Origin of the sequence: Pseudogemmobacter sonorensis (genome assembly GCF_042762395.1) — a bacterium.
Lineage (GTDB): Bacteria > Pseudomonadota > Alphaproteobacteria > Rhodobacterales > Rhodobacteraceae > Pseudogemmobacter > Pseudogemmobacter sonorensis.
The window spans coordinates 120020-141766 of the sequence record NZ_JBEFZE010000004.1; the positions used below are offsets into that span (position 1 = coordinate 120020).

At 66.2% G+C, this 21747-nt stretch carries 23 protein-coding genes; 13 read left to right on the forward strand and 10 right to left on the reverse strand.

Annotated features, from left to right (window positions below):
* Positions 1-5: 5 nt before the first annotated feature.
* Genes ABNX41_RS04745 through ABNX41_RS04760 form a run of 4 tightly spaced genes read right to left on the reverse strand, consistent with a single transcriptional unit; the run spans position 6 to position 3588 of the window.
* The gene (locus tag ABNX41_RS04745) at positions 6-890 is read right to left on the reverse strand and encodes a branched-chain amino acid ABC transporter permease (protein WP_438668573.1); all 885 of its coding nucleotides are present in this window, start codon (positions 888-890) and stop codon (positions 6-8) included.
* A gap of 2 nt (positions 891-892) precedes the next feature.
* Positions 893-1606 (reverse strand): ABC transporter ATP-binding protein, encoded by a 714-nt coding sequence (locus ABNX41_RS04750; RefSeq protein ID WP_438668574.1) that lies wholly within the window; start codon positions 1604-1606, stop codon positions 893-895.
* Positions 1606-2370 (reverse strand): ABC transporter ATP-binding protein, encoded by a 765-nt coding sequence (locus tag ABNX41_RS04755; RefSeq protein ID WP_438668575.1) that lies wholly within the window; start codon positions 2368-2370, stop codon positions 1606-1608. The genes ABNX41_RS04750 and ABNX41_RS04755 overlap by 1 nt, the downstream gene beginning before the upstream one ends.
* A 12-nt stretch (positions 2371-2382) precedes the next feature.
* Positions 2383-3588 (reverse strand): ABC transporter substrate-binding protein, encoded by a 1206-nt coding sequence (locus ABNX41_RS04760; RefSeq protein ID WP_438668576.1) that lies wholly within the window; start codon positions 3586-3588, stop codon positions 2383-2385.
* A 260-nt stretch (positions 3589-3848) separates the two neighbouring features.
* On the opposite strand from ABNX41_RS04760, the gene ABNX41_RS04765 reads away from it, so the two are divergent.
* The 5 genes from ABNX41_RS04765 (at position 3849) to ABNX41_RS04785 (ending at position 9486) form a co-directional block, all read left to right on the forward strand.
* Positions 3849-4784 carry a LysR family transcriptional regulator gene (locus tag ABNX41_RS04765; RefSeq protein ID WP_438668577.1) on the forward strand — a complete coding sequence of 312 codons (936 nt, stop codon included), beginning with the start codon at positions 3849-3851 and terminating at the stop codon, positions 4782-4784.
* 148 nt (positions 4785-4932) lie between these two features.
* Complete coding sequence (locus ABNX41_RS04770) at positions 4933-7023, forward strand: alpha-ketoacid dehydrogenase subunit alpha/beta (RefSeq protein ID WP_438668578.1); 2091 nt, start codon at positions 4933-4935, stop codon at positions 7021-7023.
* A gap of 3 nt (positions 7024-7026) precedes the next feature.
* On the forward strand, positions 7027-8241 hold the full coding sequence (locus tag ABNX41_RS04775; RefSeq protein ID WP_438668682.1) for a dihydrolipoamide acetyltransferase family protein: 1215 nt from the start codon (positions 7027-7029) through the stop codon (positions 8239-8241).
* Entirely contained in the window at positions 8238-9020 is a 783-nt protein-coding gene (locus ABNX41_RS04780; protein ID WP_438668579.1) for an SDR family NAD(P)-dependent oxidoreductase, read from the forward strand. The genes ABNX41_RS04775 and ABNX41_RS04780 overlap by 4 nt, the downstream gene beginning before the upstream one ends.
* Before the next feature lie 22 nt (positions 9021-9042).
* Positions 9043-9486, forward strand: a complete 444-nt coding sequence (locus ABNX41_RS04785; RefSeq protein ID WP_438668580.1) for a VOC family protein — start codon at positions 9043-9045, stop codon at positions 9484-9486.
* A 458-nt stretch (positions 9487-9944) separates the two neighbouring features.
* On the opposite strand, the gene ABNX41_RS04790 is transcribed toward ABNX41_RS04785, so the two are convergent.
* Positions 9945-10958: a cyclase family protein gene (locus tag ABNX41_RS04790; protein ID WP_438668581.1), complete on the reverse strand. Its 1014-nt coding sequence runs from the start codon at positions 10956-10958 to the stop codon at positions 9945-9947.
* A 3-nt stretch (positions 10959-10961) separates the two neighbouring features.
* Positions 10962-11882, reverse strand: a complete 921-nt coding sequence (locus ABNX41_RS04795) for a 3-hydroxyacyl-CoA dehydrogenase family protein (RefSeq protein WP_438668582.1) — start codon at positions 11880-11882, stop codon at positions 10962-10964.
* Between the two features lie 96 nt (positions 11883-11978).
* Between ABNX41_RS04795 and ABNX41_RS04800 the strand changes: the two genes are divergently transcribed.
* From ABNX41_RS04800 to ABNX41_RS04815, 4 genes are read left to right on the forward strand one after another with little or no spacing between them, the layout of a single operon-like run.
* The gene (locus ABNX41_RS04800; RefSeq protein ID WP_438668583.1) at positions 11979-13304 is read left to right on the forward strand and encodes a short-chain fatty acid transporter; all 1326 of its coding nucleotides are present in this window, start codon (positions 11979-11981) and stop codon (positions 13302-13304) included.
* Positions 13304-13609 carry a YciI family protein gene (locus tag ABNX41_RS04805; RefSeq protein WP_438668584.1) on the forward strand — a complete coding sequence of 102 codons (306 nt, stop codon included), beginning with the start codon at positions 13304-13306 and terminating at the stop codon, positions 13607-13609. The genes ABNX41_RS04800 and ABNX41_RS04805 overlap by 1 nt, the downstream gene beginning before the upstream one ends.
* Positions 13610-13613: 4 nt before the next feature.
* Positions 13614-13904 (forward strand): muconolactone Delta-isomerase, encoded by a 291-nt coding sequence (gene catC, locus ABNX41_RS04810; protein ID WP_438668585.1) that lies wholly within the window; start codon positions 13614-13616, stop codon positions 13902-13904.
* Complete coding sequence (locus ABNX41_RS04815; protein WP_438668586.1) at positions 13901-14605, forward strand: SDR family NAD(P)-dependent oxidoreductase; 705 nt, start codon at positions 13901-13903, stop codon at positions 14603-14605. The genes catC and ABNX41_RS04815 overlap by 4 nt, the downstream gene beginning before the upstream one ends.
* Before the next feature lie 69 nt (positions 14606-14674).
* Here ABNX41_RS04815 and pcaD read toward each other — a convergent pair whose 3' ends face one another.
* From pcaD to ABNX41_RS04830, 3 genes are all read right to left on the reverse strand, one after another.
* A complete protein-coding gene (gene pcaD / locus ABNX41_RS04820) occupies positions 14675-15451 on the reverse strand; it encodes a 3-oxoadipate enol-lactonase (RefSeq protein WP_438668587.1) in 777 nt (258 codons plus the stop codon).
* A gap of 46 nt (positions 15452-15497) precedes the next feature.
* Complete coding sequence (locus ABNX41_RS04825) at positions 15498-16379, reverse strand: LysR substrate-binding domain-containing protein (protein ID WP_438668588.1); 882 nt, start codon at positions 16377-16379, stop codon at positions 15498-15500.
* Positions 16380-16534: 155 nt separating this feature from the next.
* Positions 16535-17299 (reverse strand): IclR family transcriptional regulator domain-containing protein, encoded by a 765-nt coding sequence (locus ABNX41_RS04830; protein ID WP_438668589.1) that lies wholly within the window; start codon positions 17297-17299, stop codon positions 16535-16537.
* Positions 17300-17423: 124 nt separating this feature from the next.
* On the opposite strand from ABNX41_RS04830, the gene ABNX41_RS04835 reads away from it, so the two are divergent.
* The 3 genes from ABNX41_RS04835 to pcaF are packed head-to-tail and all read left to right on the forward strand — an operon-like array spanning position 17424 to position 20031.
* Entirely contained in the window at positions 17424-18155 is a 732-nt protein-coding gene (locus tag ABNX41_RS04835) for a 3-oxoacid CoA-transferase subunit A (protein WP_438668590.1), read from the forward strand.
* Between the two features lie 3 nt (positions 18156-18158).
* A complete protein-coding gene (locus ABNX41_RS04840; RefSeq protein ID WP_438668591.1) occupies positions 18159-18827 on the forward strand; it encodes a 3-oxoacid CoA-transferase subunit B in 669 nt (222 codons plus the stop codon).
* Position 18828: 1 nt separating this feature from the next.
* On the forward strand, positions 18829-20031 hold the full coding sequence (gene pcaF, locus ABNX41_RS04845) for a 3-oxoadipyl-CoA thiolase (RefSeq protein WP_438668592.1): 1203 nt from the start codon (positions 18829-18831) through the stop codon (positions 20029-20031).
* 342 nt (positions 20032-20373) lie between these two features.
* Here the strand turns inward: pcaF and ABNX41_RS04850 are convergent, their stop codons facing one another.
* Positions 20374-20718, reverse strand: coding sequence for a DMT family transporter (locus ABNX41_RS04850; RefSeq protein WP_438668593.1), 345 nt, complete (start codon positions 20716-20718; stop codon positions 20374-20376).
* Between the two features lie 724 nt (positions 20719-21442).
* Here ABNX41_RS04850 and ABNX41_RS04855 point away from each other — a divergent pair.
* The gene (locus ABNX41_RS04855; RefSeq protein ID WP_438668594.1) at positions 21443-21697 is read left to right on the forward strand and encodes a hypothetical protein; all 255 of its coding nucleotides are present in this window, start codon (positions 21443-21445) and stop codon (positions 21695-21697) included.
* Positions 21698-21747: the final 50 nt, after the last annotated feature.

Sequence of the window (21747 nt, forward strand, 5' to 3'; positions counted from 1 at the left end):
TTGCCTCACTGCTTGCCAAAGAGGCCATGCGGGCGCACCAGCAGGACCAGGATCATCAGCACGAAAATCACCGTCGAAGAGGCCGCGGGGTAATAGACCTTGGCCAGCCCTTCGAGCAGCCCCAGGGAAAGGCCGGTGAGGATGGAGCCAAGGATCGAGCCCATGCCCCCGATCACCACCACTCCGAAAACCGTGATGATGATCGAATGGCCGATCTGCGGGGTCAGTTGCATCAGCGGCGCCGCCAATACCCCGGCGAAGGCCGCCAGCGCCACGCCCCAGCCGAAGACCAGCGTGATCAGGAGCGGCACATTGACGCCAAAGGCCCGGACGAGCTTGGGGTTCTCGGTCCCTGCCCGCAACAGCGCGCCCAGCCTGGTACGCTCGATCACGGCCCAGGTCAGCAGGCACAGCCCAAGCGCCGCCACGATCACCCAGATGCGGTAGATCGGCAGCCTCATGAAGCCCAGATCCACCATGCCCGATAGCGACGGAGGCACGGCATAGCGCAGGCCCGAGACGCCGAACCAGACCCGCACGAAGCCTTCGATGATCATGGTCAGCGCGAAGGTGACCAGCAGGCCATAGATATGATCGAGATTGTAGATCCGGCGCAGGATCGTGCGCTCGATCACGATGCCCAGGCCGGCCGCCAGCAGCGGCACCAGGACGATCGCCCACCAATAGCCCAGCCCCAGCGGCTGCAGCAGGAAATAGGCAAGAAACGCCCCAAGCATATACATGGTGCCGTGGGCGAAATTGACGATGTTCAGCAGGCCGAAGATCAAAGACAGGCCCAGCGACAACAGCGCGTAGAAGCTGCCGTTCACCAGGCCCAGCAGCAACTGGCCGTAAAGGACCGGGGCGGGAACGCCGAATATCTCTGGCATGATCACACCCCCAGCCAGTTGCGGATGTCATCCATCCGGGCCGCAAGCTCGGCCTGTGGAACTTCCCCGACCACGGCGCCGTGCTCGATGATGAAAAAGCGGTCCGCCAACGGCGCGGCAAAGCGGAAATTCTGCTCGACCATGATGATTGTGAAGCCGCGCGACTTCAGTTCGCGGATGACCCGGGCCAGCATCTGCACGATCACCGGGGCGAGCCCCTCGGAAATCTCGTCGAGCAGCAGGATATCGGCGCCGGTGCGCAGGATGCGGGCGATTGCCAGCATCTGTTGCTCGCCGCCCGAAAGGCGGGTGCCGGGGCTGCTGGCGCGTTCCTTCAGATTGGGGAACATCTCGTAGATTTCGCCCAGAGACATTGCCATCTTGCCGCCCGCCCGGATCGGCGGCGGCAGCATCAGGTTCTCCTCGCAGCTCAGGCTGGCGAAGATGCCCCGCTCTTCCGGGCAATAGCCCAACCCGCCCAGGGCCATGCGATGCGCGGGCGTCGCCGAGAGGTCCTGGCCCTTGACGTGCAGGCTGCCGCTGCGGCGGTCCAGCATCCCCATGATCGCCCGCAGGATCGTGGTGCGCCCTGCGCCGTTGCGGCCGATCAGGCTGACGACCTCGCCCCTGCGCACGTCGAAGCTGACGCCGTGCAGCACATGGGATTCCCCATACCAGCCGTTTATGTCCTTGAGGGAAAGCGCGATCTCGCTCATCAATGCGCCCCCTCCAGATCCGTCTCGCTGCCCATATAGGCCTCAAGCACACGAGGATCGGCCGAGACCTCGCCATAGGTTCCCTCGGCCAGGATCGCGCCGCGCTGCAGCACCGATATCCGGTCCGAGATCCCCGCCACCACATTCATGTTGTGCTCGACCATCAGGATGGTGCGCCCGGCCGAGACCCGCTTGATCAGCCTCGTGACGCGCTCGACATCCTCATGGCCCATGCCCTGTGTCGGCTCGTCCAGCAGCATCACCCGCGGTTCCATCGCAAGCGTCGTCGCGATCTCGACCGAGCGTTTGCGCCCATAGGGCAGATCCGCCGCCTTCAGCCGCGCGAAGTCCTGCATGTCGACCTCTTCAAGAAGCTCCATCGCCCGCGCATCCAGCCGCGTCAGCACCCGCCCCGGCAGCCAGAAGGCAAAGGTCGGCGCCAGCCGCCGTTGCAGGGCGACACGGACATTTTCCAGCACCGTCAGATGCGGGAAGGTGGCCGAGATCTGAAAGCTGCGCACCAGACCCTTGCGGGCCAGCGACGCGGGTTTCATGCCGGTGATGTCCTGGCCTTCGAACAGGATCCTGCCCGAACTGGGCGAAAGGAACTTGGTCAGCAGGTTGAAGACGGTGGTCTTGCCCGCGCCATTGGGCCCGATGAGGGCGTGGATATCGCCCTCACGAACCTTCAGCGAGACCTTGTCGACCGCCCGGAACCCGCTGAACTCACGCGTGAGTTCAACCGTTTCTAGGATATGGGTCATGGGACGTGCCGCTTAGCCCTTGTCGACCAGAGGACAGGCACTTTTTTCCAGCGGAATAAAGGCCTTGTCGGCGGGGATGGTCTCCAGGACATTCAGATAGTCCCAGTCGTATCCCGATTCTTCCGGCGTCTTGACCTGCACCAGATACATGTCATGGACCATCATGTTGTCCTCGCGCACCCGGCCGTTCTCGGCGAAGACGTCGTTGACCGGCATCTCGCGCATCTTGGCCAGCACCGCCGCCGCCTCGTCGCTGCCCGCCGCCTCGACCGCGCGCAGATAATGCAGCGTGCCCGAATAATCTCCGGCATTCACCATGTTCGGCATTCGGCCGACCCGCTCGTAAAAGCGCCTGGACCATTCGCGGCTTTCCTCGGTGCGGTCCCAGTAGAAGGCGTCGGCGAACAAAAGCCCCGAGGCCTGGTCAAGGCCCAGCCCGTGGATTTCATTGATGAGCAGCGTGAAGGCCACCATCTTCTGGTCGTCGCCGATGCCGAATTCCTTCAGCGCCCGAATGGTGTTGGTGGTGTCGGAGGAAGAGTTGGACAGGCCGATCACCTGTGCCCCCGAGGAAATCGCCTGCAACGCATAGGACGAGAAATCGCTGGCCATGAAGGCCGGGTGCTTGACGCTGCCCTCAAGCGTGCCGCCTGCGGTGTCGATTGCTGCCGTTACCGCCGCCTCGACCGAAAGGCCATAGGCGAAATCCGAGACGATCAGATACCAGCTTGTATCACCGCCCGCGGCCAGCGCCTGCACCGGCGAATTGGCCAGGGAGTAGGAATTGAAGGCGAAATGGATCGCATTGGAAGAACAGGCATCGCCGGTGATCCGGTCGGAACCCGCGCCGGTCACGATAACCACCTTGTCCTTGGCTTTGGCGATCTCCATCACGCCAAGCGCCGCCGCCGAGTTCGACAGGTTTATGATCATGTCGGTGCCGTTGTCATAGGCCTCGCGGGCCTTGGTCACGGCGATGTCCGGCTTGTTCTGATGGTCGATGAAATCCATCAGGATCGGCTTGCCGTTCAGCTCGCCGCCGAAATCTTCGACCGCCATCTTCACCGCTTCGATCGCGCCCTGGCCGCCATAATCGGCGGTTGCGCCGGCAAGGTCGGTCATCAGCGCGATGCGCACCTGGCCGTCATTGGCGAAGGCGGGCAGGGTCAGCGCGGTGCTGGCCATGAGCGCAAGCGAAAATCCGTGGAATTGTTTCATCTGTTCCTCCCTGTTCAGTGGTTGTGACCGGCCGTCCCCCTGACGGCGGATTGCAGTCCGAAATCCGGCACGACGGGCCGGACGACTTTGATGTCACGAAGAAATGCGTGGTCTCTCCCAATCCCGCGCGCTCTCTCAGGCGGCCGATCCCGGCCTGCTCCCTGATTGGCGACGCTATGCAGGGACAAGGCATGTGTAAAATAGATAATTGACATGCGATCCATAGGATAATGTCATGCTTGGCCGGGAGGGGCGAAATCATGAAGATCAGGCAGTTGGAATATTTCATCCATGTGGTGAACACGCTGAACATCACCCATGCGGCCGAGCGGGCGAACATCTCGCAGCCGGCGCTCAGTCGGCAGATCCAGCTTCTGGAGGAAGAGCTGGCGACTCAGCTTGTCGAGCGGCGACCGCGCGGCGTCGCGCTGACGCCTTCGGGCCAGCGGCTGGCCGATCACGTCCGCACGCTGATGCAGAATGTTGAACTGATCAAGGAAGACATCATCGCCGCCGAGACGCTGCCCGCGGGAACTTTGCGCATCTCATCGGCTTATTCGCTGCGCGGCTTGCTGGTGGCGGATTCGGTGGCCGAGTTCCATCGGCTGCACCCGCAGGTCAGTATCGAGATCCAGGAGGGCACCTCGGTGAACGTGCGCGAGGCGTTGGTGACGCGCCATGTCGATCTTGCGCTTTATTCCGATCATGGCGCCTCGCGCGGGCTGAACCGGCAGGCGCTTTGCTCCGAGGCACTGGTGCGGCTTTCGTCCTGCGAGACGGGGCTGCGCATGGACCGGCCGGTCAGCGCCGCCTCGCTGGCCGAGCTGGATCTGGTCCTCACGCCCTCGAACAACGGGCTGCGGCGGGTGGTGGACGAATTGCTGCCGCAAAGCGGACGCGGCCGGAACCCGCCGGTGATCGTCGAGACGAATTCCATCATCATCGACCTTGTTTCGCGCGGCGGGCTGCATTCGATCCTGCCTTACAGCGCCTGTCACCAGGCCTTCAGGCGGGGCGAAATCTCTCTCGCGCCCATCGCGGGAATCAGTTGGCCCTGGGTGATCGCAACCTCGCGCGACCGGCCGCGCACGGCGGCGATGCGGGTCTTTTCCGACATCGTCACCAGCCATGCGCGCCGGGCGGTGAACGGCGGTCTCTGGGCCACCGCCGAATTGCCGCCGGGCGATCGGATATAGCTTTCGATGATGTTCGGCGCCCAGGAATAGGATTTAGTTATTTCTGGTATGAGCGCATTGATTTTGTCCTTTACCTGCAAACGTGTTTGCCTGCCCGGCATCGGCTGCATCCTCTGCGATGGCGGCCTGCTACCGGGGAGGATCATCAGTGGCACGAAATGCCCGCAACGCCGCCAAAAGCGGTTCGACTTCGCTTGCCGGAATTCCGGCGGTCGTTTCAGGGCCGGGGCGGCTGAACCGCAATGTTCCGCCGCCGGACCGCGATGCGATGCTGACGATGGCCCGCACCATGCTGCTGATCCGCCGGTTCGAGACCCGCACGGAAGAGCTGTTTAAATCGGGGGTGATCAAGGGCACCGCCCATTCCTCGGCCGGGCAGGAGGCGATTGCCGCGGGCGCCTGTTTCGCGCTGCGGCAGGGCGATTTCATCACCACCCATCATCGTGGCCATGGCCATTGCATCGCCAAGGGCGCCGACATCAACGGCATGATGGCCGAGCTTTGCGGCAAGGTGGGCGGCATCTGCGGCGGCATCGGCGGCTCGATGCATGTGGCCGATATCGAACTGAACATTCTGGGCGCGAACGGCATCGTCGGCGCCAGCATGGGGCTTGGCGTCGGCGCGGCGCTGGCGGCGAAGCAGCGCGGCTCGGATGACGCCGGGATCGCCTTTTTCGGCGACGGCGGGTCGAATGAGGGGATCTTTCACGAGTCGCTGAACCTTGCGGCGCTGTGGAAGCTGCCTATCGTTTTCTTCTGCGAAAACAATCTCTACGGCATGTCGACCCCGTTTGAGCACGCCACAGCGGGCGGCACTGTCGCGGGCCGGGCGGCCAGCTATGGCATCCCGGGCGAAAGGATCGACGGCAATGATCCGGTGGCGGTTTATGCTGCGGTTTCCGAGGCGCTGTCGCGGGCGCGGGCGGGCGAGGGGCCTACGCTGATCGAGGCGCTGACCTATCGCCATGGCGACCATTCCGTGCGCGGGAATCTGCTGGGCTATCGCACCGATGAAGAGGTGCGCAAATGGATGGACGACGATCCGCTCAGTCGCATGAAGCGCCGTCTCGCCGCGGACTGGCAGGTCGATGACGATGCCTTTGCCGCGCTGGAGGCCGAGGCGCATGACCGGATCGAGACCGCGATAACCGAAGCCGAATCCCAGGCCGAGCCGGAACTGCAATCGCTGTTCGACAAGGTGCTGGCGCCGCGCCGCAAACCCGCCGCGCCGCCGCCCGTCGGCAGCCGGGCTCTGACCTATACCGAGGCCGTGCGCGAGGCGATCGCGCAATCCCTTGCCGATGACGACAGCGTTTTCCTGATGGGTGAGGATGTCGGCCCGGTGGGGGGCACCTTCGGCGTGACCCGTGGCCTGCACGAGAAATTCGGCTCCGACCGGGTGATGAACACCCCGATTTCCGAGGGCGTGATCTCGGGCGCGGCCGTGGGCGCGGCGCTTTCCGGCCGCCGTCCGATCGCCGAGATCCAGATCTTCGATTTCGTCACCTTCATGATGGATCCCATCGTCAACCAGGCCGCGAAACTTCGATTCATGCTTGGCGGAAAGGTCTCGGTTCCGGTGGTGTTTCGTGGCCCTCAGGGCGGCGGCATCCGGCTGGCGGCCCAGCATTCGCAATCGCTCGAGGCCTGGTTCGCGCATATTCCGGGGCTGACGGTTCTGGCCCCCTCGACCCCTTATGACGCCAAGGGGCTGATGATCGCTGCGATCCGTGACGACAATCCGGTGATCTTTCTTGAGCATAAGCTGCTCTATCTGGGCGGTGCGAGCCCTGTTCCCGAAGCGCCCTACGAGATCGAGATCGGCAAGGCCGATGTCAAGCGCGCGGGCACCGACATCACCGTCATCGCGACCCTGGCCATGGTGGAGCGCGCGCTTTCCGCCGCCGAGACGCTTGCCCGCGAGGGGATCAGTGTCGAGGTGATCGACCCTCGCAGCCTGCGGCCGCTGGACATGGAGTGCTTCGTGGCGTCGGTCAGGAAGACCAGCCGCTGCCTTGTGGTGCACGAGGCCTGGCGCACCGGCGGGCTGGGCGGTGAAATCGCGGCCCAGATCAATGAAGAGGCCTTCGACTGGCTGGATGCCCCGGTCGAGCGTCTGGGCGCGGCGGAACTGCCGATGCCCTATAACGACCGGCTGGAGCGCGAGGTGATGCCGAGCGCCGCCTCGATTGCCGATGCGGTGCGCCGGATCTGCCATCGCGACCGTCGGGAGGGCTGAGTGATGGTCGTCGAGATCCTGATGCCTGCCATCTCGCCTTCGATGGTTTCGGGCAAACTGGTGCGCTGGCATGTCGAACCGGGCGCGAAGATCCGCAAGGGCGATGTGCTGGCGGAACTTGAGACCGACAAGGCCGCGCTGGATATCGAGGCGCCTGCCGATGGGGTGCTGGAGCGGATCCTCGTGGCCGGTGGCACCCCGGATGTGCCGGTCGAAACCGTGATCGGACTGATCGGCGATGGCAAGGCAGCGGCTGCGGCGGCCGAGGTGGCGCCCGCGCCCCTTGTGGCGGTGGGCGCGCAGGATGAGCCGCCAAGGCGGATCTCGCCCCTGGCTCGCAGGCTGGCGAAAGAGCTGGGCGTCGATCCCGAGGGGATCAGGGGCAGCGGCCCGAAGGGCCGGGTGATCGCCGCCGATATTCGCGACGCCGCCGCTGCTGCTCAGAGTGAAGCCGCCGCCGTGCCACCGTCGCCCGCGGCCCCGCCGACGGCCACGCCGCCACTGCCCGTCGAGGCCATCGGTGCGGCGCTGCAGGTCGAGCCGCACAACGCGATGCGCAGCACCATTGCCCGCCGCCTCGTCGAGGCCAAGCAGACCGTGCCACATTTCTACCTGGAGATCCGCTGCGAGGTCGACGCCCTGCTGGACCTGCGCCGCCGGTTGAATGCCGCCCTGCTGGCCTCGGGCGCCCAAACCAAACTGACGGTGAATGATCTGGTGATGAAGGCCTATGCGCTTGCCATCGCCCGCACCCCGGCCACCATGGTCACATGGAGCGACGAGGGGCTGATCCGCCATTCGACGGTCGATATCGGCCTGGCGGTGGCGCTGGAGAACGGGCTGATCACCCCGATCCTGCGCGATGCGGCACGGCTGTCGGCCGGGGCGCTGTCCGATGCCGCCCGCGATGCGATCACCCGGGCACGTGAGGGCAGGCTGGCGCCGACCGAATATTCCGGCGGGCTGGCCGGGATCTCCAACCTCGGCATGTATGGGATCAGCGCCTTTTCGGCCATCATCAACCCGCCGCAAAGCATGAATCTCGCGGTCGGCGGCCCCGAGAGCGCGCTCGCCCTGCGCGCGGGCGAGGTGGTCGAGGTTCACCATATGCGGCTGACGCTTTCGGTCGATCACCGGGCAATCGACGGCGCGGTCGCGGCTGAGTTGATGGCGCGGCTGAAGGTGCTGATCGAAACGCCGATGCTGCTTGCGACATGAGTGACGCCATGCTGGAGGCGCTGTTCGATCTGAAGGGCCGCACCGCGCTGATCACCGGCGCGGCGCGGGGGATCGGGCTGGAGACGGCCCGTCTCCTGGGCGCGGCGGGGGCCGCCGTGGCCCTTGTCGACCGCGATGCGGCGGCGCTGTCCGATGCGGCGGATCTGCTCGCATCCGAGGGCGTTCCCTGTCTGGAATGCGCCGCCGACATCACCGACGGCGCGGCGCTGGACCGGCTTTTCGCCCGGCTGACGGAATGGCGGGGGGCGGCGGATATTCTGATCAACAATGCCGCAGTCGTGCAGCGTCGGCCTGCCAGCGAACTGGCGCCCGATCTCTGGCGCCAGGCGATTGCGGTCAATCTGGATGCCGGGTTCGAGCTGTGCCGCCGCGTTCATCCCGGCATGGCGCGGCAGGGTCATGGGGCGATCGTCAATATCGCCTCGATCATGGCGCTTTCGGGCGGAGGATTCTACCCGATCGCCTCGTATCACGCCTCGAAAGGGGGCGTGGTCAATCTGACGCGGGCGCTGGCGATGGAATGGGGCCCTGCGGGGATCCGGGTCAATGCCGTGGCGCCCGCCTGGATCCGCACCGATTTCAACAGCGCCTTTCTGGACCAGCCGGGCGTTTCGGAACGCTTGCTGTCCACGATGCCGCTTGGTCGTTTCGGAAGCTTGCGCGACGTGGCGGCCGGGGTGCTTTATCTATGCAGTCCGGCTGCGGCGATGGTCACCGGCCATGTGCTTGCGATCGACGGAGGTTTCCTTGCCCACTGAGTTCAGAAAAGAAAGGCCGAGCATGGCCGTGACCGTGAACCATACCGGCATAACGGTTGCCGATCTCGACCATTCCGAGGCGATGTTCCAGCAGCTTTTCGGGTTCGAAACCCTGTCGCGCGCCGCCCGCGATCCCGAAATGATCTCGCGCGTGACGGGGGTGCCCGGCGCGCGCGTCGAGGTCGCCTATATGCGCAATGGCGCGGCCACCGTGGAATTGCTGTGCTATTCGGCGCCGGGTGACCGCGCCGATTTTCGTCCCCGCGCCTGCGATCTGGGCTCGCTGCATATGGGGTTCAATGTCGCGGATCTTGACGAGGCGGTCTCCGAAGCGGCGAAATGGTCGCTTGAGATGATGGGGGAGATTGCCGTGGTCAATACGGGGCCAAACAGAGGCGCCCGGATTGTCTATCTTCGGGATCCCCGAGATGGCGTTGTTCTGGAGCTCATCGAACCGGCGCCATGAGCCTTTGGTGGCGCGCCGGGGCGTCTTGGCGGGCGGCCCCGGCGGGCAGGATTTTCGCGGCGAATCCATGGGGTGGCATGCCCAGGCCTGCCCGTGCCCGGCTTCTCCGCCCCGAGCCTCCGGCGGGAACGCTTCACGTTGCAGCGATCAACACGCCTTGCGCCGGACCCGCTGGACTTGCAATGAATCAGCTCCTCGGGGTGCGGAGAAACCGTGGCGCCGCACCCATCCGGCGCAATGAATGGCTTGACCGGCGGGCGAGGGTTCGGCCGACCGCTCCACCACCCAGGCGCGCGGCGCTCGGGTCTGGCGATACCGAATGCCAGACCTGCGGCCCTCCGCAGCATATGCGACCAGGGGATTCGCCGGTTGCGCGCCCCTCGCATGGACGACCGACCTGCGGGGCGCCCCGACCCATCCCGCCTGCGACCCGGGCGAGGGGGGGGGCTTTTCGCGCCTCAGATCGTCGCCACCGGGGTGACGGGAGAGCCGATCGCACCCGGTAGGCGCAGGGGCGGGGCGGTCAGGAGCATCGCATGGCGCCCCGACGCCGCCAGCGCCTCGGCCAGATCCTTGAGATACCACAGCTCGGCCAGCGGCATCCCCAGCTTGAAGAGGCAATGGTGATGCAGCGGCAGGCGCAGGCAGCAGGCCGCCGGATCGGTATGCGGGTTCTCCACCGCGTAATTGTCGGCGGCGATGGCGGCGATGCGGCTTTCCGAAATCCAGCGATGGAGCGCGGTATCCGTGCCGTCCAGCACCGCGCCGGTGCGGTCGAGGCGCTCGGGGTCCGGCGCGGATTGCATCTCCAGCAGCGCCTCGGCATAGCCGGTGCGCAGGACCAATATGTCGCCCTCGCGGATCTCGACCCCCTGGTCGCGGATCGCCCGTTCCAGATCGGCGTGCCCGACCAGCCGCCGATCCGTGCCGAAGGCTCGCACCAGATCCACCAGGACCCCGCGGCCCTGAAGGGCGCTTGCCGCCATCCCGGCCACATTGATCTTGCGCGCGAAAGAGCCGTGCAGGCTGTCGGCCTCTTCGCCCAGAACATCGACCCCGGCGCGGAAGCCGTTGTAATAGACCGGCTCGGGCATCCCGTCGCCATCGGCATCGAACATCGCCCCGACATGGGCGAGCGAATCCCATTGGGTGGAGAACTGCGTGCTCAGAAGGACCTGATCGTCCGAGAGCACGTCCTGCAGGATCGGATCCACCTTTTCGAGCGGATAGTTGATGTAGGGCGTCTCGCCCAGGAACGTGGGGCGGAGGCGCGGGGGATGGCGGCGGGGGTTGAGCCGGATCGCGCCCGGCACGTCGAGCGGCAGAGAAAGGCAGAACGCCAGACCCTGCTTCACCTCCGCCACGGCGGCCAGGCGGTTGTCCTGGGTGATGAAGTTCAGCGTGCCCAGTTCGTCCTCGCGACCCCAGCGGCCCCAGTTCGAGCCCTCGGGGGCCTGTTTCCAATCGGGCATTCGTCAGTCCTCCAACCTGTCGTCCGCATCGAGGGCCCGGCTGCGGGCCACAATTGCGTCCAGTTCCTGTTCCTTGCGCGCCGCGCGGGCCTTGCGCGCCGCGTCCCAGCGGTAGAAGCCGCGCCCGGCCTTTTTGCCCAACGCCCCTTCGGCGACCCTGGCCTTCAGAAGGGGCGGGGGGGCGGTGTCGGCGGCCAGATCGCGGTAGAGATAGTCCGCGATGCTCAGATGGGTATCGAGCCCGTTCAGATCGCGCTGCTCGAAGGGCCCGGACAGCGCCAGCCGCACCCCGATCGAATAGCGGATCACATCGTCTATGGTCGCGGGATCGGCAACCCCTTCGGCGACCAGATGAAAGCATTCGCGCATCAGCGCGTGCTGGATTCGATTGGCGATGAAGCCGGGCAATTCGCGCCCGAGCACCGCCGGGATCTTCCCCGAGGCCCTGAGCAGCGCGGCCAATTCGTCGAGGCGCGCCCGCGGCATGGCGGGCCCGGCGACCAGTTCCACCACCGGGACCACATCGGCCGGGTTGAAGAAATGCGCGATGGCGAGGCGCTCGGGGTGGCGCATCCCCTCGCCCAGCGCGGCGGTGGTGAGCCCCGATGTGTTCGACGCGATGAGGGAATCGGGGGCGAGGAAGGCCTCCAGCCCGGCGAGCACCGCCCGCTTCAGCGCCAGATCCTCGGGGACCGCCTCGATGGTCAGCCTGGGGCGCCGCCAGCCTGGCCCGAGTGCGGCCAGATCCGGGGCGGCGGTGAACAAGGTCTCCGCGCCCTGGGTGGCGGCGATGAAATGTGATGCGTCTTCAAGAGCTTGTGGTGCAGGGTCGATCAGGGCGACCCGAAACCTGGCCCGCAGGAAATGCCTTGCCAGCCGCCGCCCCATGATCCCGGCACCGGCGATGATGACGGATCCGTCCATGCTCTCTCCCTCCCCTTATAGGTTGACAATATCAATAGCTATTAATGATAAGCAATACGCATAAGGCGGGAGAGGAGTCCCGCCAGAGGAGGAAAGATGAACGCCATAGCCAATTTCTTCACGCGGATCATGAGCCGGTATCTGCCGGATCCTCTGGTCGTCGCAATCGTCCTGACGGCCCTGACGGTCGTATTCGCGATGTTCAGTCAGGGCACGGCCTTCCTCGATGCCGCCGATTACTGGGGCGACGGCTTCTGGAACCTGCTGGCTTTCACCATGCAGATGACGGTGATCCTGCTCGCGGGCTACATCATGGCCCGCACCCCGGCCGTCGACTGGCTGATGGACAAGCTGATCGCCCCCGTCACCACCCCGCGCGGCGCCATCATCGCCGCCACCGTGATCGCCTGCGTGGCAAGCTGGCTGAACTGGGGCTTCGGCCTCGTGATCGGCACGCTGATCGCCCAGAAGCTTGGCCACAAGGTCAAGGGGCTGCATTACCCTCTGGTCATCGCCGCGGGTTATTCGGGCTTCACCCTTTACGGGATCGGCCTCTCGGGCTCGGTGCCGCTGCTCATCAACACCCCTGGGCATTTCCTTGAAGCCACCATCGGCCTTGTGCCGCTGGGCGATACGATCTTCTCGCCGCCGGTGCTGGGCTCGTCGATCCTGATCGCGATCACCATGCCCTTCTTCATCGCCATGCTGCATCCGAAGGATCCAAAAGAGATCGTCGAGGTGGATCCGGGCGCGCAATCGCTGGTGACCAAGGTTGTCGAGGATCGCAGCACCATCGCCGACCGGATGAACAACTCCAAGATCATCGGGATCGGCCTCGGGCTTTTCGGGATGCTCTATATCGGCCGCTATTTCCTTAACGGCGGTGCGCTGACGCTCAACTCGGTCAACTTCCTCTTCCTCTTCCTCGGGATCCTCTTCTTCGTCACCCCCAACCGCTTTCTTGCGGCGGTGAACGACGGGGTGAAGATCCTTGGCGGGATCATCATCCAGTATCCGTTCTATGCCGGTATCCTGGCGATCCTGTCCGGCTCGGGCCTTGTCGTGACCTTCGCCAACTGGTTCGTGTCGTTCTCCTCGGCCGAAACCCTGCCGCTGTGGTCGTTCATCTCGGCCGGCCTCATCAACATCTTCGTGCCCTCGGGCGGCGGCCAGTGGGTGATCCAGGGGCCGGTGATGATGGAAGCGGCCAGCCAACTCGGCGCCTCGATCCCCGCCACGGCCATCGCCGTGCAGATGGGCGATCAGTGGACCAACATGGTCCAGCCCTTCTGGCTGCTGCCGGCGCTTGCGATCTCGGGGCTGAAGCTGCGCGACATCATGGGCTACATGGTCCTGATCCTGTTCTTCCAGGCCGTGGTCTATATCGGGGCGGTGCTTCTCTGGGGTTATGGGGTTCTGTGATGCCCTATATGATCGAAACCTACGACAAGCCCGGCTCCGGCGCGCTGCGACTTGGGACCCGCCCGGCGCATCTCGACTACCTCGAGGCCAACAAGCATCTGCTTCTGGCCTGCGGCGCCAAGCTGGACGACGAAGGGGGGGCCGCCTCGGGCGGCCTCTACCTCGTGGCGCTTGAAACCCGCGCCGAGGCCGAGGCCTTCATCCAGGCCGATCCGTTCTTCGAGGCCGGTCTTTTCGAGCGGGTCTTCGTCACCCGCTGGCGGCAGGCCTATCTGAACCGCCAAAACACTCTGAACGAAAGCTGACGCGATGCTGTTCCAGGTTGAAATGACCGTGCGGATCCCCGCCGAGATGCCGACGGAGGTGGCCGATGAGATCAAGGCCCGCGAAAAGGCCTATGCGCAGGACCTTCAGCGCGCCGGGATCTGGCGGCACCTCTGGCGCCATGCCGGGCTTTACAAGAACACCTCGATCTTCGATTGCCGCGACAATGCGCATCTGCACGAGGTGCTGATGGGGCTGCCGCTTTATCCCTATATGAAGGTGGAGATCACGCCGCTTTGTCGGCATCCCTCCTCGATCCACGAGGACGACAGGTGAGCGGCACCGCACTCGTCACGGGCGGTGCCCGGGGCATCGGCGCAGCCATCGTGGAGCGGCTCCGGCTCGACGGCTTCCGGGTCGTCGCGCTGGACATCCTGGCCCCCGAGGGGCGGCCCGACCGCTTCGAGGAGGTCGACCTTTCCGACGCCCCCGCGCTTGAGGCGCTGGTCGCGCGGTTGTCGGCCGAGGAGGAAATCTCCTGCCTCGTCAACAATGTGGGCATCGTGCGGCCGGCCCCGCTGGAAGAGGTGGAACTGGAGGATTTCGACCGGCTTTTCCATCTGAACCTGCGCCCCTCGCTCATCTGTGCCAAGGCGCTGGTGCCGGGGATGAAGGCGCGGGGTTTCGGGCGGATCGTGATGAACACCAGCCGTGTGACGCTTGGGAAAGAGCTGCGCAGCCTCTACAGCGCCACCAAGGGCGCGGCGCAATCCATGGCCCGCACCTGGGCGCTGGAGCTGGCGCCGTTCGGGATCACGGTGAACTGCGTCGCGCCGGGGCCGATCGGCACCGAGGCGTTCTGGAAGAACAACCCTCCCGATGCGCCGCTGACCCGGGCGATCATCGATCAGGTGCCGGTGCGCCGCATGGGCACGGGCGCGGATGTGGCCAATGCGGTCTCGTTCTTTGCCGCCCCGGCGGCGGGTTTCGTGACCGGGCAGACGCTTTTCGTTTGCGGCGGCGTGACCGTGGGCTGAGGCCCATCCGGCTTTCGAAATGCGAACGCCCCGCCGATGGCGGGGCGTTTGGCGTTCCGGCGAGGCGTTTCAGCCGATATGGGCGCGCAGCAGCGCGGCGAAGGCCTCGGGTTGCTCGACACAGGGCAGGTGCCCGGCCTTCTCGATCACCTCGAAACGGGCGCCGGGGATCAGTTCGGCGGTGGCCTTCACAAGCGCGGGCGGGGTCGAGGCGTCGTCGGCCCCCGCCACCACCAGCGTGGGCGCGGTTATGGCGCCGATCCGGGCCGTGAAATCGGCATCGCGCAAGGCCGCGCAGACCGCCGCGTAACCCTCGGCCGGGGTGCGTTCGAGCATGGCGCGCCACATGCGGAAATCCGGGGTTTCGCTGTAGCCCGGCGCGAACCATCGCGCGAGGATGGCCTCCGAGATCGAGGCGATGCCCTTGGCCAGGACCGTTTCGATGCGCGGGTTCCACAACTCGGGCGAGCCGATCTTGGCGGCGGTGTCCGAAAGGACCAGGTGGCTCATTTGCGCGGGCCGCCTCAGCGCCAGCGCCTGCATGATCTGCCCGCCGACCGAAAGCCCGACCCCGGCGAACCGGCCGATCCCCAGGTGGTCCAGCAGGGTTTCTAGATCGGCCGCCATGCTTTCGATCGAAAGCGCCGCCGAAGCCTCGCTCAGCCCGTGGCCGCGCTTGTCGGAGCGCAGCACGCCCCAGGCCCCGGGCAGGCGCGCCACCACCCGGTCCCAGACCCGCAGGTCGGTGCCCAGCGAATTGGCGAAGACGACAAGTGGCGCACCGGCCTCTGCCGGGCGGTAGCCGTAATGGATCCCCTGATGGGCGGTGAAGGTTTCGGTGGTCAAGGCAAGGCTCCTTACGGGCCGGGGGTTCGGCCGATCAGTCGGTTGGTCATTCGATGCAGGACAGGAACAGGTCGAGCACCGGGCTCTCGCGGTCCGTTCTGTAGATCAGCGCGATCTCGGCGCGGGTGGTCACGTCGCTCAGCGGGCGATAGACGACGCCGGGCAGATTCATGCGGCTGAGCGCCTCGGGGACCACCGCAACCCCCAGCCCCGCCTCGACAAGCGAGGCGATGGAGGAAAGCTGCGGCGCCCGGTAGACGACATTCGGGGTGATCCCCACCTCGGCGCTGGCACTGTGCACTGCGGCCGAGAAGCCGGTATTCGGCGGCAGATGGGTGGCGATAAAATCCTCGCCGCCCAGATCGGCCAGCCGCAGCGCGGGCGCCTTGGCAAGGCGGTGCCCGGCGGGCAGGGCGATCCAGAGGTTTTCGTAATGCAGGACCCGCGCCGTCAGCTCGGGCGAGATGTCGGGGAAGGGCAGGCGCACGAGCCCCACATCCAGATTGCCGGCCGTCACCTCGGGGAACTGCTGGTCAAGGTCCATCATCACCAGCTTCAGGTCGATCCGGCCGGCGCGGGCGCGGAAGTTGCTGAGAACCCGCGTCAGAACCCCGTTGAAGGCCACCGCGCCGATATAGCCGACGCTCAGCTCTCCCAGCATGCCGCGCCCGGCCCGCAGCGCCACATCCTCGGCGCGGCGCGCATGGCGCAGCACCGCCCGCGCCTCGGGCAGGATCAGCTTGCCCGCGGGCGTGAGTTCGACCTTGCGGCGCGTGCGATCGAAGAGCAATGTGCCGACGATCTCCTCCATCTGCTTCAACTGCTGCGTCAACTGGGGCTGCGAAACCGCAAGACGCGCCGAAGCCCGGCCGAAATGCAATTCGTCGGCCAGCGCAACCAGAAGCTCGTAATGCCTGATGGTCAGCAAAAGATCCTCATTACAGATTAATCTTACTGTTTTATTCTAAATATTTATAAGTTGATGCGAGGGGCGTTACAAGTGATCTCTCCGCGCGGCTTGCCGCGAGGGGACCAATCCGCCGCAGGGTCCGGGTGGGCGAGATGGGCGCCCCGGTCTTTTGCCTAGCGCAACAAGGGTTGCAGCGCCTCCTGGACGCCGATCAGCGCCGCGAGATATCGCCCCGTCAGATCCTCGATCGGCACATTCGTCGACACCCCCACGTTCAGCGCGGCCACGGTATGGCCATGACTGTTGGTCACCGGCACGGCGATGGAGCGAAGGCCGTCCTCGACCTCCTGGTCGACCTGGGCGTGACCCTGCGCGCGGATACGGGCCAATTCGGCCAGGATCGCCTCGGGATCCGTCATCGTGCGGCTGGTGAGGGCGGGCAGGGGTCCCGGGCCGAGGCGCGCGCGGGCTTCGGTCTGCGGCAGGGCCGCCAGCATCACCCTGCCCATGCTGGTGCAATAGGCGGGCAGCCGCGAGCCCGGCATCAATGCGATGGAGATCACCTTTCGCTCGGCGGCGCGCGCGACATAGACGATCTCCGCGCCGTCGAGGATGGAGACGGACGAGCTTTCCCCGATCTGGGCAGACAGGCGGTCGAGCAGCGGCTGCACGATTCGCGGCAGCGGCATCGTCGCAAGGCAGGCGGTGCCCAGGCGCAGGACGCGCGGCGTCAGCGTGAAGAACTTGCCGTCCCAGTCGGCATAGCCGTCCCGCGCGAGCGTCAGCAGGCAGCGCCGCGCCGTCGCGCGGTCGAGGCCCGAATGCAGGGCCACCTGCGCGATGGATTGCCGGGCCCGCCCGGCGGTGAAGGTCTCGATCACCGCCAGGCCCTTGGCCAGGCCCCCCATGATGTCGCGGTCGCTTATGGCTGTCGTCATCGCTGTCTCGCCGGTCATTCTGTGCGATATGTAAACAAATAACTCATATCGCACAAGGGCGGTTTACCGAGGCGCGGGATAGGCCTATCTCCTCGGCCATGCTTCCGGGAGGAGGAGAATTCCCATGGACAAGACAGTTTCCGACCTCGCCACCGCGGTGGCCGGGATCAAGGACGGGGCGGTGGTGATGATCGGCGGCTTCGGCGGCGCCGGATCGCCGATCGAACTGATCCACGCCCTGATCGACCGCTTCCACGCCACCGGCCATCCGACCGGGCTGACAGTCGTCAACAACAACGCCGGCAACGGCCATGTCGGGCTGGCGGCGCTGATCGAGGCGGGCATGGTCGCCAAGCTGATCTGTTCCTTCCCGCGCTCGGCCGATCCGGTGGTCTTCACCGAGGCCTATCAGGCGGGAAGGATCGAGCTGGAACTGGTCCCGCAAGGCACCCTGGCCGAGCGTATCCGAGCCGGGGGCGCGGGCATCCCGGCCTTCTACACCCCGACCTCGTTCGGCACCGATCTGGCCGAGGGCAAGCCCGTCGAGGTTTTCGAGGGGCGGTCCTATGTCCGCGAGCGCTGGCTGCGCGCCGATGTGGCCCTGGTCAAGGCCGAGACCGCCGACCGCCACGGCAACCTGACCTATCGGGCGGCGGCGCGGAACTTCAATCCGCTGATGTGCATGGCCGCCGCCGAGACCGTGGTGCAGGCCAGGCGCATCGTCGCGCCGGGCGAGATCGACCCGGAGGTGATCGTGACCCCGGGGATCTTCGTCCAGAAGGTCGTCGAGGTCGCCCATCCGCATCAGGAAGAAGACCTGAACCGCGCCAATGCCGCCTATCCGCTGGAGGCCTGACCGATGCAGAAGTTGACCAACAACCAGATCGCGTGGCGCGCGGCGCAGGACATCGCCGATGGTTCCTATGTGAACCTCGGCATCGGTTTCCCCGAAAAGATCGCGCAATACCAGCCCCCGGGGCGCGAGGCGATCTTCCACACCGAGAACGGCATCCTCGATTTCGGCGAAAGCCCCGCGCCGGGGGACGAGGACTGGGATCTGATCAACGCGGGCAAGCGCGCCGTGACCCTGCGCCCGGGGGCGAGCTTTTTCCACCATGCCGACAGCTTCGCCATGGTGCGCGGCGGCCATCTCGACCTGGCGGTTCTGGGCGCCTATGAGGTGGCCGAGACCGGCGATCTGGCGAACTGGTCCACCGGGCCGAAGGGGGTTCCGGCGGTCGGCGGCGCGATGGATCTGGTCCATGGCGCCAGGCGCGTGGCGGTGATCACCGACCATGTGACCAAGGACGGGCGGCCCAAGCTCTTGCGGCGCTGCACCCTGCCGCTGACCGGGGTGGCCTGCGTCACCCGCGTCTATACCTCGCTGGCCGTGATCGACATCGAAAACGCCCGTTTCGTCCTGCGCGAGAAGCTGCCCGCGCTTTCGCTGGACGAATTGCAATCGCTGACCGGCGCCGAGCTGCTGGTGCCCGGCCCGGTGGCCGACCTTGTTGTTCCGGAGCTGTGACATGAGCCGCGACGTCTTTATCTGCGATTACATCCGCACCCCCATCGGCCGTTTCGGCGGCGCATTGGCCATGGTCCGCCCCGATGATCTGGGCGCGGTGCCGCTGCGGGCGCTGATGGCGCGCAATCCCGGCGTGGATTGGGAAGCGGTCGGCGACGTGGTCTTCGGTTGCGCCAACCAGGCGGGCGAGGACAACCGCAACGTGGCGCGGATGTCGCTCCTTCTGGCCGGGCTGCCGGTCGGCGTCACCGGCACGACGATCAACCGGCTCTGCGGCTCGGGCATGGATGCGGTGCTGACCGCATTCCGCCAGATCGCCAGCGGCGAGGCCGATCTGATGGTGGCGGGCGGCGTCGAGAGCATGTCGCGCGCGCCCTTCGTCCTGCCCAAGGCCGAAAGCGGCTTTTCGCGTCATGCCGAGATCCACGACACCACGATCGGCTGGCGTTTCGTCAACCCGGCGATGGCGGCGGCCTACGGCGTCGATTCCATGCCGCAGACCGGGCAGAACGTGGCCGACGATTTCGGCGTGGACCGCGCCGCGCAGGATGCGATGGCGCTCGCCTCGCAGAACAAGGCCGCCGCCGCGCAGGCCAATGGTCGACTGGCGCAAGAGATCACCCCGGTGACGATCCCCCAGCGCAAGGGCGATCCCCTGGTGGTCGAGCGCGACGAGCATCCCCGCGCCACCACGCCCGAGGCTTTGGCCAAGCTGCGGCCGCTGTTCCCGAACGGCTCGGTCACCGCGGGCAATGCAAGCGGCGTCAATGACGGCGCAGCCGCGCTGGTGCTGGCCACGGCCGAGGCGGTCGCCCGGCACGGCCTGACCCCGATTGCGCGGGTGCTGGGGGGCGCCACCGCAGGCGTGCCGCCGCGGATCATGGGGATCGGACCCGCCCCCGCCAGCCAGAAGCTTCTGGACCGTCTGGGCCTTGCGCAGGGCGATTTCGACGTCATCGAATTGAACGAGGCCTTTGCCGCGCAGGGCGTCGCCACCCTGCGGCAGTTGGGCATCGCGGATGATGATCCGCGCGTGAACCCCAATGGCGGGGCCATCGCGCTTGGCCACCCCCTTGGCATGTCGGGGGCGCGCATCACCGGGACGGCGGCGCTTGAACTGGGCGCCTCGGGCGGCAGGCGCGCATTGGCGACCATGTGCATCGGCGTCGGCCAGGGCATCGCCATCGCGCTGGAGCGGGTCTGAACCGACGCTCCGCAACCGGGTGGCGGGCCGAACGGCGATCCCCGCCGGGATCGGGGCGAGCCTTTGGAATCGGGCCGCGCACCCGAGCCGATGCGGAACGGCTGCGCGGGTGCTGCCGTGGCCCGTTCATGACGGGCTGCGGTTGCGCGCAAGATGGCCGGGCCCGCCCACCTCGTTCGAGGGGACGAGGTTCGGCAGCTTTCCGACATGGCCCGCGGAAATGAAATCCGCCGCCGCGCGATTGGCAGAAATGTCGGAACGGAGGATATCCGTCCGCTCACCCCAAGGTGCTTGCCAGCGGGGCGGAGGCTCTGTCCCTCGGCCCAGCGGCAGCTTGAGCGATCAATGACCCGTCGTTCGTGAAAACAGGCTGATCACCACAACGCCCGAGACGATCAGCCCGATCCCGAGAAAGCCCGCCAGATCGATCATCTGCCGGAACACAATGACACTGACAAGCGCGGTCAGAACGATGCCGAGCCCGGCCCACAGCGCATAAGCGATCCCCAGAGGCATCGCCTTCAGGGCATGCGACATCGCATAGAACGAGACCGCATAGCAGGCTATGACCAGCAGGCTTGGCGCAAGGCGAGTGAACTGCTCGGACTTTTGCAGGAAGGACGAGCCGGTCACCTCAAGGAGGATCGCCAGTCCAAGCGTGAGATAGGCGGCGGTTGTCGGTGTCAATCGATCCTCGAACGCTGGAGGGGGGGCTCTGCCGCCTTGTCGGAACAGCCTGGCGCGCTCGGTGTAGCCATGGGTGTTTTATCCCGGGATTTCAACAGGCAAACGCCCCGGGCGACCGGCGGGAAATCCCCGTTGCAGCGGCGAACGGGTGTCCGGTCGGGGTATATGCCACCGATGCCCGCCGGGGGGCGATGCGACCCGGACCCGGGCGCAGATCCGGCCCGCCATTCCTTGCGCAGGATCGCATGTCGCATCTTGTCCACCCGGATCGGCGAAGCCTGCAAAGCGGCAGGCCGCGCCGCGCGCACAGCCGTTGTGGCAGCAGGTCGTCACCTTCCACATCGGCGCAGATATGCCTTCTCTTCCGAACCTGTGCACAAGCATAGCCCGCAGCGCCTTCGGTCGCGAAGCCGTTCCCTCGAACAGCGGCTGTCGGCGTTTCATCCGCTCGAACAGGCCCCATCGTCGCGTCGAGCCTCTGAAAACAGCTTTTCGATACGCCTTCCTTGCCATTCGTCGCCTTTTCGGCCGCCGCCGCTGCGGCCCGCATATCCCGAAGCCCGAGAGGCTATCCCGATGACCGTTCACGCAGCCGGGCAAACCGATCCGCGGCAGCCTCGCGGGACAAGCCGCCCCGTCTCGGGCGGGATCGTTCCGTTCACGGCAGGGCCGCGCGGCCGGGATTGCCCTCCTGGGGCCTCAGGACGGTGCGTCGGTCCTGCGGGTGGCGTCTACCCGGGTCGATTTCGAAACCGCGGTTTCGATGCTGCCCGGGCTTGCGCCCGACCTCATCTGGCTGGCCGGTCCGCCGCATCGGATCGAGGCAGCCCCCGAACTGTTCGCGGCCCTGGCGGCGGGGCATGGGCCGCTCAAGGCGGTGCTGCGCATCTTAGGGATCCGGGGCGAGATGCCTCGTCTGCCACGACGAGTAAACTCCTTGCCCGCAGGCGCCGCGCCGCCATCGCCGCATCCGGGATGAGCCAACGCGCGGGAACCGCTCCCCGGCGTCGCACCGCTTTCCGCAGGCGT

Bases quoted from the DNA above. Each gene is read 5' to 3' on its own strand.
- ABNX41_RS04745 (WP_438668573.1), bottom strand. From the start codon at position 890: ATGCCAGAGATATTCGGCGTTCCCGCCCCGGTCCTTTACGGCCAGTTG.
- ABNX41_RS04750 (WP_438668574.1), bottom strand. From the start codon at position 1,606: ATGAGCGAGATCGCGCTTTCCCTCAAGGACATAAACGGCTGGTATGGG.
- ABNX41_RS04755 (WP_438668575.1), bottom strand. From the start codon at position 2,370: ATGACCCATATCCTAGAAACGGTTGAACTCACGCGTGAGTTCAGCGGG.
- ABNX41_RS04760 (WP_438668576.1), bottom strand. From the start codon at position 3,588: ATGAAACAATTCCACGGATTTTCGCTTGCGCTCATGGCCAGCACCGCG.
- ABNX41_RS04765 (WP_438668577.1), top strand. From the start codon at position 3,849: ATGAAGATCAGGCAGTTGGAATATTTCATCCATGTGGTGAACACGCTG.
- ABNX41_RS04775 (WP_438668682.1), top strand. From the start codon at position 7,027: ATGGTCGTCGAGATCCTGATGCCTGCCATCTCGCCTTCGATGGTTTCG.
- ABNX41_RS04780 (WP_438668579.1), top strand. From the start codon at position 8,238: ATGAGTGACGCCATGCTGGAGGCGCTGTTCGATCTGAAGGGCCGCACC.
- ABNX41_RS04785 (WP_438668580.1), top strand. From the start codon at position 9,043: ATGGCCGTGACCGTGAACCATACCGGCATAACGGTTGCCGATCTCGAC.
- ABNX41_RS04790 (WP_438668581.1), bottom strand. From the start codon at position 10,958: ATGCCCGATTGGAAACAGGCCCCCGAGGGCTCGAACTGGGGCCGCTGG.
- ABNX41_RS04795 (WP_438668582.1), bottom strand. From the start codon at position 11,882: ATGGACGGATCCGTCATCATCGCCGGTGCCGGGATCATGGGGCGGCGG.
- ABNX41_RS04800 (WP_438668583.1), top strand. From the start codon at position 11,979: ATGAACGCCATAGCCAATTTCTTCACGCGGATCATGAGCCGGTATCTG.
- ABNX41_RS04805 (WP_438668584.1), top strand. From the start codon at position 13,304: ATGCCCTATATGATCGAAACCTACGACAAGCCCGGCTCCGGCGCGCTG.
- catC (WP_438668585.1), top strand. From the start codon at position 13,614: ATGCTGTTCCAGGTTGAAATGACCGTGCGGATCCCCGCCGAGATGCCG.
- ABNX41_RS04830 (WP_438668589.1), bottom strand. From the start codon at position 17,299: ATGACGACAGCCATAAGCGACCGCGACATCATGGGGGGCCTGGCCAAG.
- ABNX41_RS04835 (WP_438668590.1), top strand. From the start codon at position 17,424: ATGGACAAGACAGTTTCCGACCTCGCCACCGCGGTGGCCGGGATCAAG.
- ABNX41_RS04840 (WP_438668591.1), top strand. From the start codon at position 18,159: ATGCAGAAGTTGACCAACAACCAGATCGCGTGGCGCGCGGCGCAGGAC.
- pcaF (WP_438668592.1), top strand. From the start codon at position 18,829: ATGAGCCGCGACGTCTTTATCTGCGATTACATCCGCACCCCCATCGGC.